Raw genomic sequence first — 23,153 nt, 5'->3', positions numbered from 1 at the left:
CGCGCCAACCCATCAAAGGACCGCCGCCATGAAATTCTTTGTAGACACCGCCGAAATCGACGCGATTGCCGAGTTGAACGATCTGGGCATGGTCGATGGAGTGACCACCAACCCCTCGCTGATCCTGAAATCGGGCCGCGACATTCTGGAAGTGACCAAGGAAATCTGCGACCTGATCGGCGGGCCGGTTTCGGCCGAGGTTGTCGCCACCGAAGCCGACGACATGATCGCCGAAGGCCGCAAGCTGGCCAAGATCGCGCCCAACATCGCGGTGAAAGTGCCGCTGACCTGGGCCGGTCTGAAAACCTGCAAGACGCTCACCGACGAAGGCCACATGGTCAACGTGACCTTATGCTTCTCGGCCAATCAGGCGCTGATCGCCGCCAAGGCGGGCGCGACCTTCATCTCGCCCTTCATCGGGCGGCTGGACGATATCAACATGGATGGCATGGACCTGATCGCCGATATCCGCGAGATTTATGACAATTACGGGTTCGAAACCCAAATCCTCGCGGCCTCAATCCGAACCGTGAACCACGTCACCGAAAGCGCGCGGATCGGCGCGGATGTGATCACCGCCCCTCCGGGCGTGATCAAGAAACTGGCCGATCACCCGCTGACCGACAAAGGACTTGAGGCGTTCCTGGCGGATTGGGCCAAAACAGGTCAGAAAATCCTCTGAGCTCCGTTTGCGCACGAGCAGGAAGGGAGCGCCCCGCGCTCCTTTTTTTTGCCGCCTCTCCGGGGCTGTGGCACAAAAGCGTCGATCAATTCGCCCCGCTACCAGATTTAGTAGTGTTTAGCGGATTTAAGGCGCGCAAATCGAAATTCCTGTGTTATACGTTTGTCCAAGATAAAAACGAGGCACAGATGAGCAGTAGCCCGAAAGTAAACGAAGACCCCAAGACACGTGTCCGCCCCGAGCTGGACGAATCCCTGCGTGATGCGATCCTTGCCAAGCCGGATGCTGTGCTGGACGATCAGGACGTGATGCGTGCGCTTGTCGCAGCGAATGAGCGGTCGATGGGCGGCAATATCGTCGATCTGCGCGGCATCGCGATGGAACGGCTGGAAACCCGGCTGGATCGGCTGGAAGACACCCATCGTTCTGTCATCGCGGCGGCTTACGAGAACCTTGCAGGCACCAATCAGGTCCACCGCGCCATCCTGCGAATGCTGGACCCGACCACGTTTGAGACTTTTCTGGCCGATCTTGGCGGCGAGGTGGCCGATATCCTGCGGGTCGACAAGGTCACGCTGGTGCTGGAAACCGCACAGAACAAGGACGACCCCGCCGTCAAGCGGCTGGGCGAGGTTCTGATGGTTGCGGAGCCCGGCTTCATTGACCGCTATCTGCCCAGCGCCCGCGACGGCAGCCCTCGTCAAGTGACGCTGCGCCAGTTGCAGCAGGGCTCGGCGCAGGTCTATGGCCAGACAGCCCAGCAGATCAGGTGCGAGGCCTGCCTGCGGCTGGATTTCGGCTCTGGTCGCTTGCCGGGCATGCTGGCCATGGGGGCCGAAGACCCGCATCAGTTCACCCCACAGCAAGGTACTGACTTGCTGGCGTTTTTTGCAGGCGTATTCGAAAGGGCGATGCGCCACTGGCTGTCATGAGCCTGATTTCGCCCGCCTGCCGGGACGCGCTGCAGCACTGGCTGGATGCGCAAAAGGCACTGGCGGGCAATGCGAAAAACACCATCACCGCCTATGGCGGCGATGTTACCGAGTTCCTGTCCTTCATGACCTTGCACAAGGGCGAACCACAGGGCCTCGGCGCGCTGGAACGGATCACGATATCGGATATGCGCGCCTGGATGGCCAAGGCGCGCAGTGACGGCATCGCGGCCCGCTCGCTGGCCCGCAAGCTGTCCGCGGTCAAGACCTTCTATCGCTGGCTGGCCGAACGCGAGGGGTTCGAACCCACCGCCGTGCTCTCCGCCCGCGCGCCCAAGTTCCAGAAGAAACTGCCGCGCCCGCTGGCCGAAGATGCCGCCCGCGCCATGATCGACACGGTTGAATTACAATCGACCACCGATTGGGTCGCCGCGCGCGATGTGGCGGTGGTCACGCTGCTTTATGGCTGCGGGTTGCGCATTTCCGAGGCGTTGGGGCTGCAAGGGTCAGATGCGCCGCTGCCTGCCACTTTGCGCATCATCGGCAAGGGCGGCAAGGAGCGGGTGGTGCCGGTGATCGACGCCGCCCGTGATGCGGTCGAGACCTATCTGCGCCTGTCCCCCCACCCTTTGGAAGCGGACACACCATTGTTTCGCGGAGTGCGTGGCGGTCGCCTCAATCCCGGCGCAATCCAGGGCGCGATGGCCCGCGCCCGCGCCCAGCTTGGCCTGCCCGCCTCCGCCACGCCCCACGCGATGCGGCACAGCTTTGCCACGCATCTATTGGCGGCGGGCGGTGATCTGCGCTCGATCCAGGAATTGCTGGGCCACGCCTCGCTGTCGACAACGCAGGCCTATACGGCGGTCGACACGGCTCGGCTGATGGAAGTCTATGAGCGCACCCATCCCAAGGCGTGACGTCGGATCACAGCTAAAACCCCCGATCAAGGGTTTGCAGTTCGCAATGAATTGGGTCATGAAACCGGAATGACACCGAGAAAACGCGCGATTGGCGTTCACCTTTTCACAGCCACCGGAGCTGTTTTCGCGATGCTGTCCATGCTGGCCGCGGTGGATGCGAAATGGGACCTGATGTTTCTCTGGCTTGTCGTGGCCTTTATCGTTGACGGCATCGACGGCCCGCTGGCGCGGCACTATCACGTCAAGAAAAATGCCCCCGAGTTCGACGGCGTGTTGCTGGATCTGATCATCGACTATCTGACTTACGTATTCATCCCGGCCTTTGCGCTGTTCAAATCAGGTTTGATGGATGGCTGGACCGGCTGGTTTGCAATCATCATCATCACCTTCGCCAGTGCATTATACTTTGCCGACACACGGATGAAAACAAAGGATAATTCCTTCTCCGGATTCCCCGGTTGCTGGAACATGGTGGTCCTGGTGATTTTCGCGTTGGAGCCGAATTTCTGGGTCAGCCTGTGCCTAGTCAGCGCCCTGGCGGTGGCAATGTTCCTGCCGCTCAAATTCATCCATCCGGTGCGGACCGAACGCTGGCGTCCGCTCAGCCTGTCGATGGCGCTGGCGTGGACCTTCTTTGCCGGCTGGGCCGCCTGGGTCGATTTCCATCCCGAAAGCTGGGCGCATTGGGGGCTTGTCCTGACCAGTCTTTATCTGGTTTTTGCAGGCATCGCGCAGCAGATCATTCCCGCTGGAAAACCAGCCAGGTGAAGATCACACCGCTGCGCCTGTTCTCGGGCTGCACCGCCTCCACCCAACTGCGCCGCAGCAGCCTGAGCTGCTGTGCTTCGGCCTGTGCAATGGTCTTGTCCACCGCCGCCGGAAAAGCCGGGCGCGCCGGGTCCGAGGGGCCTTCGCGCAGGGACATGATCAATCGCCCGCCCGGTCCGGTCAGCCCTGCCAGTGAGGCGATCGAGGCTTCCCGAAGCGCAGGCGGAACGTGATGCCACACCGCATTGAGCAAAACCAGGTCGAACGTCATGCCCAGCGCAGTGGATTGCCGCAAATTAGGCAAGCCATCGTCAAGCCATGTGATCGCCGCGCTCTCGTGCAGGTCGCGCGCCGCATGGCGCAAACTGTCAACCGGTTCCGCCGCCCAGACCTGATGCCTCTGCCCGGCAAACCACGCCGCATCGCGTCCACTTCCCGCGCCCACATCCAGCACTCGCGCCGGGTCTTTTGGCAGAAACCCCGCAACCGGCTGCAGGATCGCGGCTGTGCTCAACTCCTCAAGCTGCTCGGCCAGCGTATCCGCAGCCTTGTCATATGCTGCAAGAATACCGGCGACCGAGGTTGAGCCCTCGGGTTTCACAGAACGTCCTGTATCTCGAACTCGGTCCCGTTGAAGCCAAAGCTCTCACCTGCCTCCAGCCCCGCCATCGCCTTGTAAATCGGACTGGCGGTCGATACGCCCATATAGGTCGTGCCCTCCACTTCGAACCGGGTGGTGGAGACGCAGACGACGAAGCTGCGATCCTTGAATGAGACGATGGCGCCGGGACCGACGGCATCAGTCAGGCTGAAATCGGTGTTCTCGATAACGTCGATCTTGGCGTGATGGGCCTGCACCGGCGTATCGAAAGCGGCGGCCAGATCGGCATTCTCGCGCGAGGCGGCCAGATCGTCCTTGTCATGTGTCTCACGCTCATCCAGTCGGGAATCCGCCATGAACGCTTCGTAATGGGCGATGGCATCGGCCAGTTCAGCCTCTTCCAGCGACATCAGCTTTGCCACAACAGCCTGTTTCAAGGCGGCACGATCCGTCATTGTCGTCTTCCTTTTCAAATCTGCTGCGAAGGATGCCCGAAAGGCCGGCGTCAACGCATTGATCTGTCTCAAATAAGCAGCCCGGCAGCCCCTTCGTGGCGCAGCAGCGCAACCTTGGTCTCGACCCCGCCCTTGCCGGAAAACCCGGTCAGCCCTTTGGCTCCCATCACGCGATGGCACGGGATGATCACCGGGATCGGATTGCCGCCACACGCCTGCCCGATGGCCTGCGCAGGCACGCCGAGATCGCGGGCAATCTCGCCATAGGTGCGGGTATAGCCGAAAGGAATTTCCCGCATCGCGGCGCACACCGATTGCTGCAGGTCAGAGCCCGCGACGCGCAGCGGAAGGTCGAAATCCTCCAGCGCGCCCCGGTCATAGGCGCGCATCTGCGCGGCGGCTTCTTGCAGCACGGGGGTTTCGTCACCGCTACTGACGCCGTCCCAGACAACCGAGGTGATTTCCCCGGCCTCTTCAGTGATGCCCAATATGCCGAACTGCGTCTCGACTGCGATCATATTCATGATCGCAGCCTGACAGACCCAAGCGGTTGGCTGCAAGCCTATTCCGGTTGCCGCGCCATCAAAGCCACCTGATGACAGCGGCCCTTGTGATGGATCACGCCGAAAGCGCCTCGTCGCAACGACCGCAAACACCGGCATGCGCATGGCGGCCCACATCGGGCAGGATTTTCCAGCAGCGCTGGCATTTGGCGCCTTCGGCTTTTTCGAACACGACGCCAACACCTTCGATTTCCGGAATACGGAACGCCTCGGCCGGGGCAGGATCGCCGGTGACGGTCAGGCCCGAGGTGATGCACATATCATCCACGTCGAACGTGGCCAGTAGATCGCGCGTTTCGCCATCCTCCACATGCACGATCGGTGCCGCTTCGAGGCTGGAACCGATCACCTTGTCCTGACGCTGCACCTCCAGCGCAGCGGTCACGGCGCGGCGGACGCGACGGATTTTGGCCATTCCGGCCTCAAGCTCTGCGTTGCGCCACTCGGCAGGTGTGTCGGGGAAGTCCACCAGATGGACCGAACTGTCATCCGCCGTGAAGCGTTCTAGCCAGACCTCTTCCATGGTGAAGACCAGAACCGGGGCCAGCCATGTGGTCAGGCGGTGGAACAGGATATCCAGAACGGTGCGGGCCGCGCGACGGCGCAGGCTGTCTCCGTCGCAATAGAGCGCATCCTTGCGCACGTCGAAATAGAAGGACGACAGATCGACGGTCGCAAAAGTAAAGACCGCGCTGAAGACGCCCTGGAAATCGAAGGACGCATAGCCCTTGCGCACCTGCGCGTCCAACTCGGCCAAGCGGCTGAGAACCCAGCGTTCCAGACGCGGCATATCCTCGGGCGCGACCCGATCAGCCTCGGAGAAATCGGCCAGCGAGCCCAGCATGAACCGCATGGTGTTGCGCAGGCGACGATAGCTGTCGGCAGTGCCTTTCAGGATCTCCGGCCCGATCCGCTGGTCGGCGGTATAGTCGGTCTGGGCCACCCACAGGCGCAGGATATCGGCGCCGTATTGTTTGACGACCTCTTCCGGCACGATGGTGTTGCCCAGCGATTTGGACATCTTGTTGCCCTTGGCGTCCAGCGTGAAGCCGTGGGTCACCACGTTGCGATAAGGCGCGCGGCCCTTGGTGCCGCAGGCCTGCAGCATGGACGAATGGAACCAGCCACGGTGCTGGTCGGTGCCCTCCATATAGACATCGGCGATGCCATCCTCAGTCCCGTCTTCGCGGTCGCGCAGAACGAAGGCATGGGTCGAACCCGAGTCAAACCACACGTCCAACACGTCGAACACCTGCTCGTAGTCATCCGGGTTAACGATGCCGTCGAGGATCTTCTCTTTGAACCCGTCGGTGTACCAGATATCCGCGCCATCCTGTTCGAACGCTGCCTTGATGCGGGCGTTGAGTTCTTCGCTGCGCAGCAGGTAATCCGCATCGGTGGGCAGAGCACCTTTCTTGGTAAAGCAGGTCAGCGGCACGCCCCAGGCGCGCTGACGCGACAGAACCCAGTCCGGGCGCGCTTCGATCATTGAGTACAGGCGGTTGCGGCCGGTCTGCGGGGTCCATCTCACCAGCTCGTCGATGGACCGCAGGGCACGTTCGCGGATGGTGTCGCCCATCTCTCCCATACCGTCATCCAGCTTACGGTCGACCGAGGCGAACCACTGCGGCGTGTTGCGATAGATGATCGGCGCCTTCGAGCGCCACGAATGCGGATAGCTGTGCTTGATCTTGCCACGCGCCAGCAGCCCGCCGACCTCGGCCAGCTTGTCGATGACCGCCTTGTTCGCGTCGCCTTCCCCACCCTTGCGGGACAGGATGTATGTGCCGCCAAAGAACGGCAGCCCTTTGCGGAACGACCCATCATCTTCCACATTGTAGGTGATGACTTGTTCCAGCATTCCCAGATCACGGTAGAGTTCAAATTCCTCCATCCCGTGCGAGGGCGCACAGTGAACAAAACCGGTACCTTCGGTGTCGGTTACGAACTCGGCGGCACGGAAGTCGCGGATATCGTCCCATTCGCCATTGCCGCCCTCGGCCCCGGCCAGCGGATGGGCCAGTTGGACGCCTGCCAGTTCACCTGCGGTTACGTCGCGCACGCGGGTCCATTGGTCGTCGTTCAGACGGGCACGGCCCAGCACATCGGCGGCCAGATTGTCGGCCAGCAGGAACCTGTCACCCACAGCGGCCCAGCATTCCTCCGGTGCGCCAGTGACTTCGTACAGGCCATAGGAGATGTCCTTGCCATACACGACGGCCTTGTTGGACGGCATGGTCCAGGGCGTCGTCGTCCAGATCACCACGAAGGCGTCGTCCAAATCACCCGCATTCACGACCTTGAACTTCACCCAGATGGTGAAGCTTTCCTTGTCATGATACTCAACCTCAGCCTCGGCCAGTGCGGTTTTCTCAATGGGCGACCACATCACGGGCTTCGAGCCCTGATACAAAGTACCGTTCATCAGGAACTTCATGAACTCGTCTGCGATCACGGCCTCGGCGTGATAGTCCATGGTGATGTAGGGATCGGGCCAGTTGCCGGTGATGCCCAGGCGCTTGAACTCTTCGCGCTGGATGTCGATCCAGCCCTCGGCGAACTTGCGGCATTCCTGACGGAAGTCGACGATGCTCACCTCGTCCTTGTTCTTGCCCTTCTTGCGGTACTGTTCTTCGATCTTCCACTCGATCGGCAGGCCGTGACAGTCCCAACCCGGCACATAGCGCGCGTCAAAGCCCATCATCTGATGGGACCGCACGATCATGTCCTTGATGGTTTTGTTCAGCGCGTGACCGATATGCAGGTGACCATTGGCATAGGGCGGGCCGTCATGCAGGGTAAAGGGCGTGCGGCCCTGTTTCTCGCGCAGGCGGTCATAGACGCCGATGGTCTCCCAGCGTTCCAGCCATGCGGGCTCGCGCTTGGGCAGGCCGGCGCGCATCGGAAAATCGGTTTTGGGCAGGTTCAGCGTGTCTTTGTAGTCGGGCGTTTGGGTCGTGTCGGCGCACATGGGTGGCGTCCTTGTCGATGGCATATGGTCGGATGTTGGGTCGGTGCGAGGTCTCAAACACCTTTGCCCGGCGTCTCGTCAGATCAGAGCGCCGGGGTCGTAATTCGAATAATGATGGCCTTCAGACAGGACATGGCCGCCTTATATGGCGGGTTCCAACCGGGGTAAAGCGGTCACATTCACTTCCAGAGCGGGATATCTGGCCGCGCAAGCATCAACCAGATGATTGCCAGCACCGCGAAGAATGCCGGGATGCCACAGAGAAACCAGATGCGGTAGAGCTGATCGAACGCTGGTGGCAAGGGCGCGCCCTGCGCCGCGGCGACACGCGCGAGGTCGCGAAGACGGAGCTGTATCCAGACAACCGGCAGCCAGAACGCACCGGTGAAGGCATAAAGCCCGATCGAGAGCAAAAGCCATCCTTCGGTCAGGTCCCAGCCCAGCTCGTGGGCCAGCAATATGCCCGTTACCGGCTGCGCGATCACGGCGGTCGCGGTGAAGATCAGATCCGCAATTACCACCCACGCCGCCACCTGGGCGATCACGGCAGGGATACGGCTGCGCACCGCCATCAGCATGAAAAAAGCGATTCCCGCCCCGGTTCCAAGCAAGACGCAGGCCCCGATCACATGCAGCCAGCGCAGGATGAGGTCGGGCTCGATCATCGGTCCTCCAGCAGGGTGTAGAGTATGACCGACAGCATCGCAGCAGGCAGGATCTTGACCAGGGGACCCAGCGGGTCTGCCCAAAGCCGCGGCACGACAAAGGTTGCGGCCAAGAGGTAGGCGCTTGAGACCGCGACCTGTCCGATGCAGGCCAGCGCGGCCCAACGCCGCAGCAAAAGCCCTGCCCCCAGAGCCAGATCAGCAAGGGACCAGAACAGAACCGACGCCACCGCAAGCGATGACCCCCAACCGGCCTGGCGCAAGACGTCGGCAGCGGCGTTGATCCGGAACAGGCCAATCACTCCCGAGATGCACCAGAAGATGCAGAGCACGGCCAGAATCAGTGGCATCAGCAACGAAAGTCGGGCCTCCTGACGCTCGGCCCGGGTGCAGTCCTGGCTTGCATAGATTTCGGGCAGCGGCCGGATATGCCCTCCGGTCGCCGCATAAGCGCTCGGATCACCGGTGATCCCATCGCGCAGCACCGTCAACGCCGTGCTGCGCAGGGGCGAGCGCCACCCCAGATGGCCCAGTAGATCGGCGATACGCGATGCCCCTCCGGTGAACCAGCCCGGCATCTCGATCACATATCTGGCCGGTTCAAACCCTAGCCATTCGCGTGTTGACGCCACGACCCCGGCCAAATCGCGCGGATGGGCTTCGACCAGATCATAACACCCCGGCGCGAGCTGCCCCTCAATCGCGTCTGTGATCACGCGGCACAGGTCGCTCAGCCCGACGCATTGGATCGGAACCCGTCCCAGCGCAAGGGGTTGAAGCAAAGGCACAGCCGCCAGCATTCGCAGCAGCGCCGTTCCGCCATAGGCGCTCTGCCCAATCACGAGACCGGGCCGCAGCAGGTGCAGCGAAACACCGGATCGGCGCAACGCCGCATCTCCGCGCGCCTTGCTTTGCATAAACACGGTGGGCGCTTGAGGGTCGGCACCAACAGCAGAGACCTGAACCACAGCAATGTCGCGCTCGGCGCAGGCCGCACCCAGTGCTGCGATGGCAAGATGGTGCACAGCTTCCAGATCATCGCCGCCGCCATCCTGCAGCGCACCGGCGCAATTGACCACGACATCGATATCAGACAGCAGGCCGGACCAGCCGGAGGCGTCCGTCAGCGCCCTGAGATCAGCGACCCTGATAGGGACATTGGGGAGAACCCGGGCCGCAACACGCCGATTACGCACCAGCCCGGTGACTCGCAAATTCCGCTCTTGCAGCGCTCTGACAACGGCGCTGCCGATGAACCCGTAGGCCCCCAGAACCAGAACATGTGCGGTCAATGCGTCACCTCGGATCAGGCAGATCGTCCCGCGATCCTACAGACCTGCGAGCCGCCGGAAACCCATATAACGCTCGGCGCGACATCGGGGCACAAGATCAGTTTCGGGAAAAGAGGCTGCTGAGCGCCCGCTTGATGATCCCGCGGACCGAGGGTTTGTGGCGGTCCGAGAAGGGCAACGGTCGGCAGACCTCCATCGCAGCGACGCCGACGCGCGCGCTGAGCGCGCCGTTGACCAGACCTTCGCCAAAGCGGCGCGAGAGTTTGCTGAGCAGTGAGCCGCCCAGAAGCGGCTCCAGCAGGTCATCGCCGACGGCCACTGCGCCGGTGGCCACCAGATGCGCAAAGACCGCGCGGGTCAGTCGCCAGCTGCCCAACAGCCCGGCGCGCCCGCCATAAATCTCGGCAATGCGGCGGATCATCCGCAATGAGGCGGTCAGCGCCGTCAGCACATCGGCAAGCGCCAGCGGAACCAGGGCCGTGACCGTCGCAACCTGACGGGCGGCGTTTTCGACCTCGCGGCTGGCAGCGTCATCGAGCGGGGCCAGCACCTCATCCTCGATCAGCTGCATCATGGCATCGGCATCGAACTGGTCCGCCTTGCGCTCGGCCAGGCTTTGCAGGCCCCAACGCGTATCCTCGCGCCCTTGATAAAGCTTGTCGATCCGGTCGCCGACCGCCCGCGCCTGGGTCAGGTCGTGTTCGGCCAAAGCCTGCACGGCGGCCTGCCGCAACCCGTCGACGCGGCGCAACCGGCCCAGCGCCGCCAATTCGCGGATCACCAGGATCAAGCAGACCAGAACCAGCGCCGCAAGCATGCCCGAAACCACCCAGCCCAAAAGAGGCATGCGCAGCAGCAGGTTGTTGACAAAGTCCCAGGCCGCGATGGAGACCATCGCGCCGATCACCGTCAGCAGCAGCCCCCAGAACCAGCGCGCCAGACGCGACGGTCGTCGCGCGACGACCTGGGCCGCCACCTGCATGGCGCGCCCTGCCCCGGCATCGGGAACGGGCGGCGCGTCGGCGACGCTGGGCGCAGGGGTGTCCTCGTCTTCGAGATCGATCAGGACCGGGCCTTTGGTCATGTCTTTGTTGCCTCTCTGGACCAGATGAACTTGATATCGGGCAGCTTCTCGTCATTGTCACGGCCATCGCTGCGGGCCGCCTCGCTGAACCCCTCGCGCCGATAGAAGCGCGCCGCACCGGGATTGGCTTGAAAGGCAAACAGCTCCAGCAGGTCGCTTTGCGCCTTGGCGGTTGCAAGCAAACGCGCGCCGATGCCCTGTCCGCGACTGTGTCGCGACAGGTAAAGCGAGTGGATCAGCGCGCCATCGCGGGCCAAAAACCCTTCGACCCTGCCCTCCAACTCGGCCACTGTGACCCAGCGTCGCGCGATCATCGTCCCGCAAAAGGCAATGGTTTCCGCCGCGCTGTGCAGGTCGGGCATCCAGTGATTGTCGCGCGTGAAGCCGTGCAGGATGTCCCCACACCGCCCGGCATCGGTCAGCCGCGCCGGTCGCAGCACCACGCTCATAGCCGGTCACCGATCAAGAATTGCGCCGCCCGGTCCAGCCGGATATGGGGCGGCCCCTCGCCCGGTCTGAGCGTCAGGCGCGCCGGGGCAAAACTCATCACCTCATAATCGCCCGAAAGCCATTCGCTGGCACCGTCCCGTGCTGGCCCTAGCAGATGCGAGGGATCTTCGGGCAAATCACCGGGATAGAAGGCCGCCTGTTTGCCGCTTTCCAGCAGCTGTCCCCGCACGCAGGGCAATTCACGGCCCTCATGCGCGCGCATCTCTTCAGTCGTGGCCCTTAGCGAGGCCATGGACAGCGCCGCCGTCTCGCTACCGGCAAAGCGGGCGCGGTCGCGCGCCTCACGCGTCATCGCCTCGATGATCGCGGTCAGGCGGGGATGCTGGCTGTGATGCAGATGATCGGCCTTGGTGGCCGCAAACAGAATCTTTTCAACCCGTTTGCCCAACAGCAAACGCGACAGCCAGGCGTTGCGACCCGGTCGAAAAGCCGAGAGGATATCGCCCATCCCGCGCCGTAGATCCTCGACAGCGCGCGGGCCGCGATGGATCGCACCCAGCGCATCGACCAACACGACCTGCCGGTCGATACGGGCGAAGTGATCGCGGAAAAACGGCTTTACCACCTGTGATTTATAGGCCTCGAACCGCCGCTCCATCTCGCGATGCAGCGATTTGCGGGGCGCGAGCCCGTCGACCGGCAGTGGCGCGAAGGTCAGAACCGGCGAGCCTTCAAGATCGCCGGGCAGCAGGAACCGACCGGGCGTGCAGTCGTAATGGCCCTGATCGCGCGCCGCGACAAGATAGTCGGCAAAGTTACGCGCCAGGGCCTGCGCGACCGGCTCAGCATGCTCAGCCTTGGGCGCGACATCCTGCAGATGCGCAAGGAAGCCCGCCGCGCAATCGCGCGACCGGATGCGGGTCAAAACCTCCTGCGACCAATCGGCATAAGATCTTTCCAGCAGCGCCAGATCCAGCAGCCATTCGCCGGGATAATCGACAATATCGATATGAACCGTGCGCGGCCCCGACAGCCCCGAGAGCAGGCCCGATGGCCGCACCCTGAGCGACAGGCGCAGTTCCGATACCGCCCGCGTGCTGTCCGGCCAGCGCGGCGCATCCGAGGTGAGCGCCGCCAGATGGGTCTCATAATCGAAACGCGGCACGGTGTCGTCCGGCTGCGGCTGCAAATAAGCGGCCTCGATCCGGCCTTCCTGTGCGGCCGCAAGGCCGGTCATTCGCGCCCGGTCCAGCAGATTGGATACGAGTGATGTGATGAACACCGTCTTGCCCGACCGCGCCAACCCGGTCACGCCCAGCCGGATCACCGGTTCAAACAGCGCCTCGGAGACCGCATCCCCGGCATTTTCCACACCGCGCACCAAAGTGTCGGCAATTGAAGATAGAACCAAACCGCTGCCTCTGACTATTCGACGCCAAGATAGGCAGCCATTGCGGAATTTGCGAGGCTCTGCGTCGCGGTCCGGGATGTTTTTGCCGAATGGACAAGGTACCCGCTCCATCGCGGCCCAAAACTCTATCGACCCTCAATCACCCTTCAGGTCGATGGGACGCGGGCCGCTATAGGTCCATCGGTAGGACGGTGGGGTCGGTCCCTTGTTGCGCCCGCCCTGGTTCATCTGCTCCCAGGCATGAGCGATGATCCCGACTGAACGCGAGAGGCAAAAGAGCCCGCGCGCCAATGGCCCGGCAAAGCCCAGCTCCGCATAAATCACCGCTGTGGCACCATCAATATTCATCGGTACCGGCTTGCCTTTACGGGTGTTGAGCACATGTTGGATGGCGCGGCCGATCTCCGCATAACGGCCAGTGACCGTGCCCGTCTGCGCGGCCTCATCGACCAGGCCCAGCAGACGTGGCGCGCGTGGGTCCACCGGTTTGTGAAAACGGTGTCCGAAACCGGGGATAAATTTCGTGCGCTCTGCCTGCCAGCGATCGATCATTTCGCCGGTCGCCGCTTCAAGCGCTTGACCGGTCTGAGCCGCATTGTCGATCCAGCTATAGAGTTCAACCGCCTGTTCGCCTGCCCCGCCGTGGATGTCATCCAGCATATTGACCGCCGAGGCCAGCGCCCCGTTCAACCCCAGCCCGCAGGTGACCGCCATACGTGAGGCCGCAATCGATGGCGCTTGTGGCCCGTGATCCACCGCTGCCACCAGCGCGGATTCCAAAAGCTCCGCCTGCGCCTTGGACGGGACATCGCCGCGGGTCATGAGCCAGATCATCTGTGGAAAGGTCACGTTGCCGATCAAATCCCCGATCGGATGACCGCGAATCCGGATCTGGCCCGGCGCCATATCGATGATCTCCGTTTGCCACCAATCGGAGACATCGTTTTGTGTCTCGCTCATATCGCGCCATCCTTCTTCAGTGCCTCCAGAGTCTCGCCAGTCACGCCCAGCTCACCCCAGATCTGAGCATTGTGCTCACCCAGTAGGGGCGGCGGAGTGTCGACCACCGGCGCGCTGCCATCGATCTTGATGCCGGTGGTCGCGACCTGAATATCGCGCTCCACACCAGGTACGTTTTCGAAACCGTGCAGAAAACCACGCTCGGCGACTTGCGGCATCTCCAGCACCTCCGGGACCGTCAGAACCGCGCCCGACGGCACGCCGATCCGGTTCAGCTCCTTTGCCCAATCCCGCGCGGGCCGCGTTTTCAGGACGGTTTCCAGCTCGGCCTTCAACGCCAGCCGGTTTTTCTTGCGATCTTCGCGGGTGGCATAGCCCGGCCGCGCGCGAAGTTCGGCCAACCCCAGATGGTCGGTCAGCAACACCCATTGCTCGTCCTTGTTGGCGGCGATGTTGATCAGGCCATCACCCGCCTCGAAGGTGCCCGAGGGTGCCGAGGTCACATTTTCATTGCCATTCGCGGTGGGTACGACCCCGGCGATCAGGTAGTTTGACACCACCCAACCCATCGTGGCGAGCACCGATTCAAGCATCGAAACGTCGATGAAGGACCCGCGCGGACTGCCGTTCAGCGCTGCGGTAATTGCGAAGGCGGCGGTGATGCCGCCCACTGTATCGGCAACCGGATAACCCACCCGCAGGGGCGCACTGTCGCTAACTCCGGTGATCGACATCACGCCGGAGGCGCCCTGAATGATCTGATCATAGGCCGGGCGATGGACCCATGGCCCGTCTTGACCAAAGCCTGAAATCGCACAGTAAATCAGGCGCGGGTTGATCTCGCTCAGGACCTGATAGCCAACCCCGAGACGGTTCATCACACCGGGGCGAAAATTCTCGACCACCACATCGGCGGTGTTCGCCAGCTTCAGAAACAGCGCCTTGCCGTCCGGGTGCTTGAGATTGACCGTGACGGATTTCTTGCCCGCGTTCTGGGCCAGAAACGAAACGCCCATACCCTTCTTGTTCAGCTCGGGATCGGCCCCCAATTGCCGGGCCAGATCGCCGCGCCCGGCGGCCTCGACCTTGATCACTTCGGCCCCAAGATGCGCCAGATGATGGCAGGCAAACGGGCCTGCCAGTACGTTTGTCAAATCGAGAACTCGGATATTGGAAAGCGGACGCATGTGGCTCCATCGGCGTATTCGTTGCCTTTTCAGGTAGACATTCGGGCACATTCAACGCAACTTTCTCTGAGATTTGTTGCGCAGAGTAGAACAAATGAAACAGCCACGTGTTGAATCCGTCGAGAAGGCGCTGTCAATTCTTGAGGCATTCTCGAAAGATCGACCCGCGCTGACCCTGACGGAAATTTCAGTGGAAACAGGTCTTTACAAGAGCAACGTGAGTCGCCTCGCTGCGTCGCTGGAGCGTTACGGCTATCTGAAACGCGATCCGAACCGGCGTTTCCGTCTCGGACCGGCCCTATGGCGGCTCGGCGCGCTTTACCGCCGCAACTTCGAATTAGGCGAATCCGTCCGTCCGGTGCTGCGCCAATTGGTCAGAGAGACCGGCGAAACGGCCTCTTTCTACGTTCCCGATCAGGATGAACGGCTGTGTCTTTACCGCGAGAATTCGCCCGATCCTGTTCGCCACCATCTCGATGAAGGCGCGCGACTGACGATGCAATCGGGCGCGGCGGGGCATGTTCTGGCGGCCTTTCATCTCGGCGATGACACAGCCAGGGCACGCCTGGACGCCGACGGGAGCTGCGTTTCGCAAGGAGAACGCAATCCCCATATTTCAGCCGTCGCCGCACCGATCATAGACGCGACCGGGCAGTTTCACGGGGCGCTTGCAGTATCCGGGCCGCTCGAAAGGCTAAACCGCGAAGCGCTTGCCAAAGCGCGCGCCGTTGTTGTGGCCTCTGCGCGGGCGTTGAGCCGTGGCCTTGCTTGACGCTTTCGCAACTCGGGAACCAGAAACTTGACCTTAAGGAGAGTTCAAAAAGGACAAGGAGACCTGTTCTGCATTCCACCTCAAGGCTGACACACCCTCTGTTACGCAACGTTGCCAACTCAAAGAGTTGCCACGTGCAACTTAAATGTTAGGACTTCCTAAAATTCGGAGGAGACCATAATGCCGCATTTCACAGCACCGGTTGATGATGCTGAGTTCCTGCTGCACGATGTCTTTCGGGTCACGGAATCCGACGTTCCTGGTTACAAGGACCTCGAAAGCGGTTTTACGGCTGCGGTTCTAGATGAAGCAGGCAGGTTGGCCTCGGATACTTTTGCGCCAATAAACCATGATGGCGATCAGATCGGGTGCACGCTCGAAAATGGTCGGGTTCTTACCGCTCCGTGCTTTCGCGAAGGCTTTGATGCGCTGCGTGAAGGGGGCTGGACCGGCTTCAGGGGCGCGACGTGACCGGCGCGAAGACCCCGGAAGGCCGGGCGGACCCGCTGATTGTGCATCCTGAAATGCGCCGCAACCTTCTGGAACAAAAGAGCTTTGTCGAGGGTGGTCGCGCGCTGGCCTGTTGGGCCGCGACGCTGATCGACCGGGCGCATCGCAACGAAGATGCGGAGGCGCGCGCGCTGGTCTCCCCGGTGACCCCGGTGACGAAGGGCTTTCTGCCCGATATCGGCTTTGACATGACCGCCGAGGAATTCTGAAGACTTTGAGACAAACCCCGCCGGACACCCAAACCAACCGGCACAGCAATGAAACACCAGCTACCGGGTCAGATAAGCTAAACGCCCCATAGCCGACTGGAGGATATCAAGCCAATGACTGAACAGTATCCCAACCTTTTTACCCCGCTCGAAGTTGGCCATGTGATCTTGCCGAACCGCATCCTGATGGGGTCGATGCACCTTGGTCTTGAGGATATCAAGGGTGGTGTCGAGCGGATGGCGCGGTTTTATGCGGATCGCGCGCGCGGCGGTGTTGGCCTGATCGTGACCGGTGGCGTCGGCCCCAACCCGGAAAGTGCCGTGATCAAGGGCGGCGGCACCATGATGAACGAGCATGACATCGAAGAGCATCGCCCGATCGCCGAGGAGGTGCATGAGGCGGGCGGGATCATCTGCATGCAGATCCTGCATACGGGCCGCTACGCCTATAACCCCGACAATATCAGCGCCTCCCCCATCAAGGCTCCGATCAACCCGTTTGTCCCACGCGAGCTGACCTCGGACGAGATCGAGAAGCAGATCGACGATTTCGTCAACTGCGCCGTCTGCGCCCAGAAAGCGGGCTATGACGGGGTCGAGATCATGGGGTCTGAGGGCTATTTCATCAACCAGTTCATCGCCGAACGCGTGAACCACCGGACCGATGACTGGGGGGGCTCTTACCAGAACCGGACCCGCCTTGCGGTTGAGATCGTGCGCCGCACACGCGCGGCCGTGGGCGAGAACTTCCTGCTGATCTTCCGCCTGTCGATGCTGGATCTGGTCGAGGGCGGCTCGACCATGGAAGAGGTGATCGAGCTGGGTCAGGAGCTGGAAAAGGCCGGGGTTTCAATCATCAACACCGGCATCGGCTGGCACGAGGCGCGGGTACCCACCATTGCCACGCTGGTGCCGCGCGCGGCTTTCACCCGCATCACGGCCGCGTTCAAGGGGGCGGTTTCGGTGCCGGTCATCACCTCGAACCGGATCAATACGCCGGAAGTCGCCGAAGAAATCCTGGAACGCGGCGACGCCGACATGGTGTCAATGGCGCGCCCCTTCCTGGCCGATGCAGAGTTTGTGGTGAAGGCTGCCGAAGGCCGCTCGGATGAGATCAACACCTGCATTGGCTGCAATCAGGCCTGTCTGGACCAGGTCTTCAAGCAACAGGTCACATCTTGCCTTGTGAACCCGCGCGCGGCCCATGAAACCGAGATCGAGATCGCGCCCACCGACGCGCCTAAGAAGATCGCGGTTGTCGGCGCGGGCCCGGCGGGGCTGGCCTATGCCACCACGGCGGCGCGGCGCGGCCATAACGTGACCCTGTTTGACGCCTCCGACAAGATCGGCGGGCAGCTCAACATTGCAGTGCAAGTGCCCGGCAAGGAAGAATTCCACGAAACCATGCGCTATTTCGGCAAGGAAATCGAACTCTCCGGCGTCGACCTGAAGCTGAACACCTTCGTCAAGCCGGGAGATCTGGAGGGATTTGACGAGGTGATCACTGCAACAGGTGTGCATCCGCGTGAGCCGCAGATCCTGGGCATCGACCATCCCAAAGTGCTGACTTATGTCGACGTTCTGCGTGACCAGAAGCCCGTCGGCAAACGCGTGGCTGTCATCGGTGCAGGCGGCATCGGCTTCGACGTCAGCGAGTTTCTTGTCCATTCCGGCCCATCCGCCAGCCTGGACCCCGATCAGTTTGCCCGCGAATGGGGCATCGATCTGAGCGGCAAGACCCGTGGCGGCCTGACCGGTGCGCCGGACATCCCCGCCCCTGCCCGCGAGGTGTATCTGCTGCAGCGCAAGACCTCTAAACTGGGTGAGAACCTGGGCGCGACCACCGGCTGGATTCACCGCGCGCAACTGCAGCGTGCCCGGGTGAACATGATCGGTGGCTGCCAGTATGTGAAGATCGACGACGAGGGTCTGCACATCAACGTGGACGGTGAACCACGGGTGCTGGAGGTCGACAACGTGATCCTGTGTGCTGGCCAGGAATCAAACCGCGATCTGGCCACCCAGATGGGCGGCACCCCCACCCTGATCGGCGGCGCCGACGTCGCCGCGGAACTCGACGCAAGACGCGCAATCGATCAGGCCGTCAGATTGGCCGCAGTCGTCTGATCCAGGGACTTTCAGACACAGGTATCGCAGCATATGGGGCGTGCTCTGGATACATGGCGGCGGCTTTATCGCCGGCACGACCGAGCAGGTGAACACGGTCGCGCCGCGTTTTGCACGCTGGCTCCGCGTTCCAATTGTGACCGTTGAATACCGCTGGGCGTCGGAAAACCCCTATCCTGCGGCTTTGGACGATGCGCGCGCGGCGTGGCAATGGATGCTGGACGCGGATGACATCGACTCGACGCGTCTGGCCATTCTGGGTCAAAGCGGTGGGGGTGGGCTCGCAGCAGCGCTGGTCAACCGCATTCACAACGAAGGTGGCCAGCAGCCAGTGGCGCAGGTTCTGCATTATCCGATGCTGGACGACCGTGTTGCGGCAGACCGGTCACTGGGCAAGGAAACGTTTGAGATCTGGAACAACCGCTGCAACAAGATTGCCTGGAACGCCTATCTGCAACCGGCCAAGACCGGGGACGCTGCTGTATGGGAATATGCGGCACCGGCGCGACGCGCAGATTTGAGCGGCCTCCCACCGACTTGGATTGGGGTTGGCATATATGACCTGTTCTCGGAAGAAACCCGCAAATATGCGGACCGTCTGATCGACGCCGGAGTACCCTGCGAAACCATGTATGTCGATGGTGCGCCGCATGTCTTTGAAATCGTGGCGCCGGAATGGAAAGTCTCTGGGCTCTTTCTTGAGAGGACACGTGCGTTCCTGAAGAAGCATCTTGCCGCCGGCGAAACAGCAAACGCCACGTGATGCCTGCGCGGGCGACCGAACCGCCACCGGGTTCGCTGATCGACAGCTACGCATTCAAAACAGGGTTCTATACCGATTGTTTTTCAACCGAGATTGCCGGCCACGTGACTTTAGAGGACTATCTGTCAGCGTTCTATGGCATCTGGCTGTTTCGCCTGGAACGTCTGATCCTGAGATCGCTATTGAAGGCGCCAACAAGCGACCGGGATTTATCGACCTATATTGCCGGTGACATCAACGAATTCGGGCGGGCAACAGCAGATGGTTGCCATCGGGCGGGCGCTGATGGCCAATCCCGATCTGACCCTCTTCGACGAGATCAGCCTCGGCCTCGCGCCGACTATCATCAAGGACATCTACACCGCGCTTCCCGGCATCATCGGCGAAGGGACGAGGCCAGTATCTTCGAATAGGACATCGCCCAGACGCTGTCGGTCTCAAACCGGGTCTAATGCCTGCAAGGGAGGCGCGTTTCGCTGCAGGCAAACGGCATGAGAATGGGCGATTTCTTCCACGGCGTGTAGCTTAAGAAAGAATTGGCTGGCAGAGTGAGCTCACAAGCAGGTATTCGGCTAAACCAGTTTCGACTGAAGCGGGCATTCAAGGACATGAGATAAAGGTCGGGTTTCTTCGCCTAGCGGTCGTCGGCCCGGCCAACGGATAAGGTCTGCCGCGCGGACGAAAGCGGCCGCACAAAATCAGTGGAGAGCTTAGCGTTGGGGTATTTTGAATGGGTGCTCCGGATTGCGAGCAATGAAGTCGTCAACTTCAGATAGACGCTCTGGCAGCCTCTCTGCGTCGGGACAGCACCTATAGCTATGGAAGCGAAAACCGGCGTTCCAGAGCCGCCTTACCTTTTCCCACTGCTCCTTGTCGGACTTTTTGGGAGCCTTGAACGAGCGGCCCATAGTGCAAACCGCTTGCCCACATTCAGGACAGACATGACCGCTTTTGTCAGGAGTCATTTTCCACGATTTATTGCAGCTAAAGCATGCGTGTGCAGTAAGGTATTCTGGCCAGCGAGGCGGCCCGGCTTCTGGCATCTTCGGGAATTCCCGCGTGCCGTTTTCACGTCGAAGTTCCATCCGCCGCCACTTTTCATTTCCTCTAGCCGTGGGAGCAGATTGCGCACTACTTGAACTGACTGCAATGGGTTCATTCCGCACCTTCTCCGCAGCGTGTCGCTAGGACAAAGATATCTGGCGCTGGACGGTGGAGATTGGAGAGTTCAGCCGAAGTCGGTAGGGTCAGTTTTTGGCGCAAAGGTCAAAGTTGTTTGACGTCCTACAAACCGGAGCGCTTCAGCGGGCACGGTCACCGGCGCTCCTGCCTACAGCGCGAAGACAATGATCAAGCACATCACCTGAAGATCCGGTACTTAATCTGGCTATGACTATCACGATGGGGTCGCCTTTGGTGACGGGGTCAGCGCTCTCTGTCCGCTGGACATCGGGGTGCCGGTTGGATACCTGCGCGGCCATGCCACGTTATGCTTTGAAAGTCGAATACCAGGGCGCACCCTTTGCCGGATGGCAGCGCCAGAAGGATCAGCCCTCGGTGCAGGGCGCGATTGAAGGGGCTTTGGCCCGGTTGCAGCCGGGTGCGCATACGATTGCTGCGGCGGGCCGGACAGATGCAGGCGTGCATGCGCTGGGCCAGGTGGCGCATTGCGATCTGGACAAGGACTGGGAGGCGTTTCGGCTGTCAGAGGCGTTGAACCATCACCTGAAACCGCACCCAGTCGCCATCACCGCTGCAGCGCGGGTAGAGGACGATTGGCACGCGCGCTTTTCCGCTGTTGAGCGGCAATATCTGTTTCGCATCCTGATGCGCCGTGCGCCTGCCACCCACGAGGCGGGACAGGTCTGGCGGGTCAACCACCGGCTGGATGCGGTGGCCATGCAGCAGGGCGCGGACAGGTTGTTGGGGCGGCATGATTTCACCACCTTCCGCTCGTCGCTCTGTCAGGCGGCGAGCCCAGTCAAGACACTGGATGAGTTGCGTGTAGAAGAGGTCGCAGGCTTCTCCGGCCCCGAGATACATTTTCATGTGCGCGCCCGCAGCTTCCTGCACAATCAGGTGCGCAGTTTTGTCGGCACGCTGGAGCGTGTGGGGGCCGGTGCCTGGACACCCAGTGATGTGCAAGACGCTCTGGAGTCGCGCGATCGCGCCGCCTGTGGTCCGGTCTGTCCGCCGCAGGGCCTGTATCTTGCGCAGGTCCGCTATCCCGATCCGGTCTTCGGGTAAACCGGCTCAGAGCGCGCGCAACAACAGCCCGCCCGCCACGACCGCAACAAGAAGTCCTGCCATCAGTTCGACCAAGGGCAGCACTTTTGCCGCCTGCTGGAACGCTCCGGCGGACCCGGCGATCCCGCCGCGCATTCCGGCAGCGGCAAGGCCGACCGTGATCGTGACGGTTGCAGTACCCAGGGCCATGGCAAACGCCCCGGCGATGCCCGCACCCCCGATCCCCATCTGCCAGGTGATCAGCAACACAAAGAGCGCGCCGGTGCAGGGCCGGATCGCAATGCTGGCGATCAGCGCAAGCGCCTCGCGCGGGGTCGAGACCTGATCGACCTCATTCAGATCGGGACCGTGTTTGTGGCCACAGCTCTCGCACGTGCCGTGATCATGTGCATGCGTGTGCGTGTGCGTGTGAGGCCGGTGCATCAACTTCCGCAGCCCGCGCCAGACCAGCCAGAGCCCGACCAGCGCAATCGCACCGTAGCTGACCGGCGCCATGACATCCTCGGTCACGCCGATCAGCCGCTCGCGGGTCATGTCAAACAGGAAAACCCCGGCATAGACGATGGCCACCGCCGTCACCGCCTGCCCCAGACTGGCCAGCAACGAGATCACGCTCAACCGCAGCCAGGGCACACGACGACCCAGCCCGTAGCCTCCGATCAGCACCTTGCCATGCCCCGGCCCCACGGCGTGAAAGAACCCGTAGGCAAAACAAAGCCCCATCAAGAGCCAGAGCGTGCCGTCATGCCCGGCCCGCAAGCCCCGCAATGCGCCAGCAATCTGGTTCTGAAACTCCCGCTGCTCACCTGCGGCCCAAACAGAAAGCTGATCGAAGCCGCCCCCGGCCCAGAGCCACAAAAACAAAGCCGCGGCGATGCCAACCGGCAGGATCAGGAGTTTGGACATGTGATCCGGATCTCAGTCGCAAATTGCTCGCCGATCAGAGGGATGTCGTTCTCTTCGAGATCAGCATTGACATCCAGGCTCAGCAGAAATGCCCGCATCTCCGACAGTTTCTGGTCGATATCTGGGTCAATCCGTTCAGTCAGGCAGGTATGTTCGCCGGTCAATCGCACCGGCAGGGTGAGGTCGTAGCTCACATAAAACGTCTCATCATAGGGTTTTATGGAAAGTGTTTCCCCGCCGACCTGTGGCTGACCAGTGACCTCTCGCAGATGGGTGGTAATAATGCGACCGTCACGCAGTTCTGCGGTCGGCTCCATCGGTCTGGACAGTTGAAGCTGTTGACCGCCCAGCGTTGCGTCAAGATCACCGTTGAACCCTTCAACCCAGTTCATGTCGAAGCCTTGCAGCCGCTTCTGCTCCCACGGCGCAAGGATATTGTCAGCGTCCGAATCCAGACCCAGATCTTCGAGGATCAGAAGCGAGTAGAAATCATCATATGCCCAGGTGACCCGCACATGGGTGAGCCGGTTCTGGTCGTCAAAGATCACATCCAGCCCGGTATCCACAAAAACGTGCGGATGGGCGGTCAAGCCGACCGGCATCAGACACAGAACAAGAGGCAACATGCGTTTCATGCGCAGAAGATAGGGCGCTGGCGGCGGCGGCGCAACGCAATGC

At 61.7% G+C, this 23,153-nt stretch carries 22 protein-coding genes and 2 pseudogenes; 11 read left to right on the top strand and 13 right to left on the bottom strand.

The genetic code is table 11. From position 1 onward, the window contains the following. Nucleotides 1-28 precede the first annotated feature (28 nt). The 4 genes from fsa (at nt 29) to Q5Y75_RS15790 (ending at nt 3,302) form a co-directional block, all read left to right on the top strand. The gene (fsa, locus tag Q5Y75_RS15805; protein ID WP_306199167.1) at nt 29-682 is read left to right on the top strand and encodes a fructose-6-phosphate aldolase; all 654 of its coding nucleotides are present in this window, start codon (nt 29-31) and stop codon (nt 680-682) included. 188 nt (nt 683-870) lie between these two features. Then, complete coding sequence (locus Q5Y75_RS15800) at nt 871-1,614, top strand: DUF484 family protein (RefSeq protein WP_306199165.1); 744 nt, start codon at nt 871-873, stop codon at nt 1,612-1,614. Beyond that, nucleotides 1,611-2,531, top strand: a complete 921-nt coding sequence (locus Q5Y75_RS15795; RefSeq protein ID WP_306199163.1) for a tyrosine recombinase XerC — start codon at nt 1,611-1,613, stop codon at nt 2,529-2,531. Before Q5Y75_RS15800 ends, Q5Y75_RS15795 begins: the two co-directional genes overlap by 4 nt. Nucleotides 2,532-2,600: 69 nt before the next feature. Beyond that, the gene (locus Q5Y75_RS15790; RefSeq protein ID WP_306199161.1) at nt 2,601-3,302 is read left to right on the top strand and encodes a CDP-alcohol phosphatidyltransferase family protein; all 702 of its coding nucleotides are present in this window, start codon (nt 2,601-2,603) and stop codon (nt 3,300-3,302) included. On the opposite strand, the gene Q5Y75_RS15785 is transcribed toward Q5Y75_RS15790, so the two are convergent. From Q5Y75_RS15785 to Q5Y75_RS15735, 11 genes are all read right to left on the bottom strand, one after another. Next, nucleotides 3,274-3,903 carry a class I SAM-dependent methyltransferase gene (locus Q5Y75_RS15785; RefSeq protein ID WP_306199159.1) on the bottom strand — a complete coding sequence of 210 codons (630 nt, stop codon included), beginning with the start codon at nt 3,901-3,903 and terminating at the stop codon, nt 3,274-3,276. The genes Q5Y75_RS15790 and Q5Y75_RS15785 overlap by 29 nt on opposite strands. After that, on the bottom strand, nt 3,900-4,358 hold the full coding sequence (locus Q5Y75_RS15780; RefSeq protein WP_306199157.1) for a hypothetical protein: 459 nt from the start codon (nt 4,356-4,358) through the stop codon (nt 3,900-3,902). The genes Q5Y75_RS15785 and Q5Y75_RS15780 overlap by 4 nt, the downstream gene beginning before the upstream one ends. Nucleotides 4,359-4,426: 68 nt before the next feature. Continuing rightward, nucleotides 4,427-4,882 (bottom strand): methylated-DNA--[protein]-cysteine S-methyltransferase, encoded by a 456-nt coding sequence (locus tag Q5Y75_RS15775; RefSeq protein WP_306199156.1) that lies wholly within the window; start codon nt 4,880-4,882, stop codon nt 4,427-4,429. 94 nt (nt 4,883-4,976) lie between these two features. Next, nucleotides 4,977-7,892 carry an isoleucine--tRNA ligase gene (gene ileS, locus Q5Y75_RS15770; protein ID WP_306199155.1) on the bottom strand — a complete coding sequence of 972 codons (2,916 nt, stop codon included), beginning with the start codon at nt 7,890-7,892 and terminating at the stop codon, nt 4,977-4,979. Nucleotides 7,893-8,071: 179 nt separating this feature from the next. Further along, entirely contained in the window at nt 8,072-8,557 is a 486-nt protein-coding gene (locus tag Q5Y75_RS15765; protein ID WP_306199153.1) for a DUF2269 family protein, read from the bottom strand. Next, a complete protein-coding gene (locus Q5Y75_RS15760) occupies nt 8,554-9,849 on the bottom strand; it encodes an SDR family oxidoreductase (protein WP_306199152.1) in 1,296 nt (431 codons plus the stop codon). The genes Q5Y75_RS15765 and Q5Y75_RS15760 overlap by 4 nt, the downstream gene beginning before the upstream one ends. A gap of 97 nt (nt 9,850-9,946) precedes the next feature. Beyond that, nucleotides 9,947-10,933: a YcjF family protein gene (locus Q5Y75_RS15755; protein ID WP_306199150.1), complete on the bottom strand. Its 987-nt coding sequence runs from the start codon at nt 10,931-10,933 to the stop codon at nt 9,947-9,949. Next, entirely contained in the window at nt 10,930-11,382 is a 453-nt protein-coding gene (locus Q5Y75_RS15750; protein WP_306199148.1) for a GNAT family N-acetyltransferase, read from the bottom strand. Before Q5Y75_RS15750 ends, Q5Y75_RS15755 begins: the two co-directional genes overlap by 4 nt. Beyond that, nucleotides 11,379-12,794 (bottom strand): YcjX family GTP-binding protein, encoded by a 1,416-nt coding sequence (locus tag Q5Y75_RS15745; RefSeq protein WP_306199146.1) that lies wholly within the window; start codon nt 12,792-12,794, stop codon nt 11,379-11,381. Before Q5Y75_RS15745 ends, Q5Y75_RS15750 begins: the two co-directional genes overlap by 4 nt. A gap of 135 nt (nt 12,795-12,929) precedes the next feature. Continuing rightward, nucleotides 12,930-13,754, bottom strand: coding sequence for a citryl-CoA lyase (locus Q5Y75_RS15740; RefSeq protein ID WP_306199144.1), 825 nt, complete (start codon nt 13,752-13,754; stop codon nt 12,930-12,932). Next, nucleotides 13,751-14,941 (bottom strand): CaiB/BaiF CoA transferase family protein, encoded by a 1,191-nt coding sequence (locus tag Q5Y75_RS15735; protein WP_306199142.1) that lies wholly within the window; start codon nt 14,939-14,941, stop codon nt 13,751-13,753. Before Q5Y75_RS15735 ends, Q5Y75_RS15740 begins: the two co-directional genes overlap by 4 nt. A gap of 94 nt (nt 14,942-15,035) precedes the next feature. On the opposite strand from Q5Y75_RS15735, the gene Q5Y75_RS15730 reads away from it, so the two are divergent. The 7 genes and pseudogenes from Q5Y75_RS15730 to truA all read left to right on the top strand — a co-directional run bounded on the left by Q5Y75_RS15730 (nt 15,036) and on the right by truA (nt 21,569). Then, entirely contained in the window at nt 15,036-15,713 is a 678-nt protein-coding gene (locus Q5Y75_RS15730; protein ID WP_306199139.1) for an IclR family transcriptional regulator, read from the top strand. A 180-nt stretch (nt 15,714-15,893) separates the two neighbouring features. Further along, complete coding sequence (locus Q5Y75_RS15725; RefSeq protein WP_306199137.1) at nt 15,894-16,184, top strand: hypothetical protein; 291 nt, start codon at nt 15,894-15,896, stop codon at nt 16,182-16,184. Beyond that, nucleotides 16,160-16,423: pseudogene (locus Q5Y75_RS15720) on the top strand (acyl-CoA dehydrogenase); the annotation flags it as partial. The gene Q5Y75_RS15725 and the pseudogene Q5Y75_RS15720, both read left to right, overlap by 25 nt. Nucleotides 16,424-16,546: 123 nt before the next feature. After that, nucleotides 16,547-18,559, top strand: a complete 2,013-nt coding sequence (locus tag Q5Y75_RS15715) for an NADPH-dependent 2,4-dienoyl-CoA reductase (RefSeq protein WP_306199133.1) — start codon at nt 16,547-16,549, stop codon at nt 18,557-18,559. Between the two features lie 40 nt (nt 18,560-18,599). After that, complete coding sequence (locus Q5Y75_RS15710) at nt 18,600-19,322, top strand: alpha/beta hydrolase (RefSeq protein WP_306199131.1); 723 nt, start codon at nt 18,600-18,602, stop codon at nt 19,320-19,322. Nucleotides 19,323-19,559: 237 nt separating this feature from the next. Then, nucleotides 19,560-19,671 (top strand): annotated as a pseudogene (locus tag Q5Y75_RS15705) (ATP-binding cassette domain-containing protein); the annotation flags it as partial. A 1,130-nt stretch (nt 19,672-20,801) separates the two neighbouring features. After that, nucleotides 20,802-21,569 (top strand): tRNA pseudouridine(38-40) synthase TruA, encoded by a 768-nt coding sequence (truA, locus tag Q5Y75_RS15700; protein ID WP_306199129.1) that lies wholly within the window; start codon nt 20,802-20,804, stop codon nt 21,567-21,569. 6 nt (nt 21,570-21,575) lie between these two features. Here the strand turns inward: truA and Q5Y75_RS15695 are convergent, their stop codons facing one another. Both Q5Y75_RS15695 and Q5Y75_RS15690 read right to left on the bottom strand, forming a co-directional pair. Then, nucleotides 21,576-22,475 (bottom strand): nickel/cobalt transporter, encoded by a 900-nt coding sequence (locus Q5Y75_RS15695; protein ID WP_306199127.1) that lies wholly within the window; start codon nt 22,473-22,475, stop codon nt 21,576-21,578. Further along, complete coding sequence (locus Q5Y75_RS15690) at nt 22,460-23,101, bottom strand: DUF1007 family protein (RefSeq protein WP_306199125.1); 642 nt, start codon at nt 23,099-23,101, stop codon at nt 22,460-22,462. The genes Q5Y75_RS15695 and Q5Y75_RS15690 overlap by 16 nt, the downstream gene beginning before the upstream one ends. Nucleotides 23,102-23,153 lie beyond the last annotated feature (52 nt).

The sequence above is a fragment of the Ruegeria discodermiae genome (genome assembly GCF_030758345.1).
In the GTDB taxonomy this organism is placed as follows: domain Bacteria; phylum Pseudomonadota; class Alphaproteobacteria; order Rhodobacterales; family Rhodobacteraceae; genus Ruegeria_C.
This window is presented reverse-complemented; position numbering and strand designations above follow the sequence as displayed.

Bases quoted from the DNA above. Each gene is read 5' to 3' on its own strand.
- fsa (WP_306199167.1), top strand. From the start codon at position 29: ATGAAATTCTTTGTAGACACCGCCGAAATCGACGCGATTGCCGAGTTG.
- Q5Y75_RS15800 (WP_306199165.1), top strand. From the start codon at position 871: ATGAGCAGTAGCCCGAAAGTAAACGAAGACCCCAAGACACGTGTCCGC.
- Q5Y75_RS15795 (WP_306199163.1), top strand. From the start codon at position 1,611: ATGAGCCTGATTTCGCCCGCCTGCCGGGACGCGCTGCAGCACTGGCTG.
- Q5Y75_RS15790 (WP_306199161.1), top strand. From the start codon at position 2,601: ATGACACCGAGAAAACGCGCGATTGGCGTTCACCTTTTCACAGCCACC.
- Q5Y75_RS15780 (WP_306199157.1), bottom strand. From the start codon at position 4,358: ATGACGGATCGTGCCGCCTTGAAACAGGCTGTTGTGGCAAAGCTGATG.
- Q5Y75_RS15775 (WP_306199156.1), bottom strand. From the start codon at position 4,882: ATGAATATGATCGCAGTCGAGACGCAGTTCGGCATATTGGGCATCACT.
- ileS (WP_306199155.1), bottom strand. From the start codon at position 7,892: ATGTGCGCCGACACGACCCAAACGCCCGACTACAAAGACACGCTGAAC.
- Q5Y75_RS15765 (WP_306199153.1), bottom strand. From the start codon at position 8,557: ATGATCGAGCCCGACCTCATCCTGCGCTGGCTGCATGTGATCGGGGCC.
- Q5Y75_RS15755 (WP_306199150.1), bottom strand. From the start codon at position 10,933: ATGACCAAAGGCCCGGTCCTGATCGATCTCGAAGACGAGGACACCCCT.
- Q5Y75_RS15750 (WP_306199148.1), bottom strand. From the start codon at position 11,382: ATGAGCGTGGTGCTGCGACCGGCGCGGCTGACCGATGCCGGGCGGTGT.
- Q5Y75_RS15740 (WP_306199144.1), bottom strand. From the start codon at position 13,754: ATGAGCGAGACACAAAACGATGTCTCCGATTGGTGGCAAACGGAGATC.
- Q5Y75_RS15735 (WP_306199142.1), bottom strand. From the start codon at position 14,941: ATGCGTCCGCTTTCCAATATCCGAGTTCTCGATTTGACAAACGTACTG.
- Q5Y75_RS15730 (WP_306199139.1), top strand. From the start codon at position 15,036: ATGAAACAGCCACGTGTTGAATCCGTCGAGAAGGCGCTGTCAATTCTT.
- Q5Y75_RS15725 (WP_306199137.1), top strand. From the start codon at position 15,894: ATGCCGCATTTCACAGCACCGGTTGATGATGCTGAGTTCCTGCTGCAC.
- Q5Y75_RS15715 (WP_306199133.1), top strand. From the start codon at position 16,547: ATGACTGAACAGTATCCCAACCTTTTTACCCCGCTCGAAGTTGGCCAT.
- truA (WP_306199129.1), top strand. From the start codon at position 20,802: ATGCCACGTTATGCTTTGAAAGTCGAATACCAGGGCGCACCCTTTGCC.
- Q5Y75_RS15695 (WP_306199127.1), bottom strand. From the start codon at position 22,475: ATGTCCAAACTCCTGATCCTGCCGGTTGGCATCGCCGCGGCTTTGTTT.
- Q5Y75_RS15690 (WP_306199125.1), bottom strand. From the start codon at position 23,101: ATGTTGCCTCTTGTTCTGTGTCTGATGCCGGTCGGCTTGACCGCCCAT.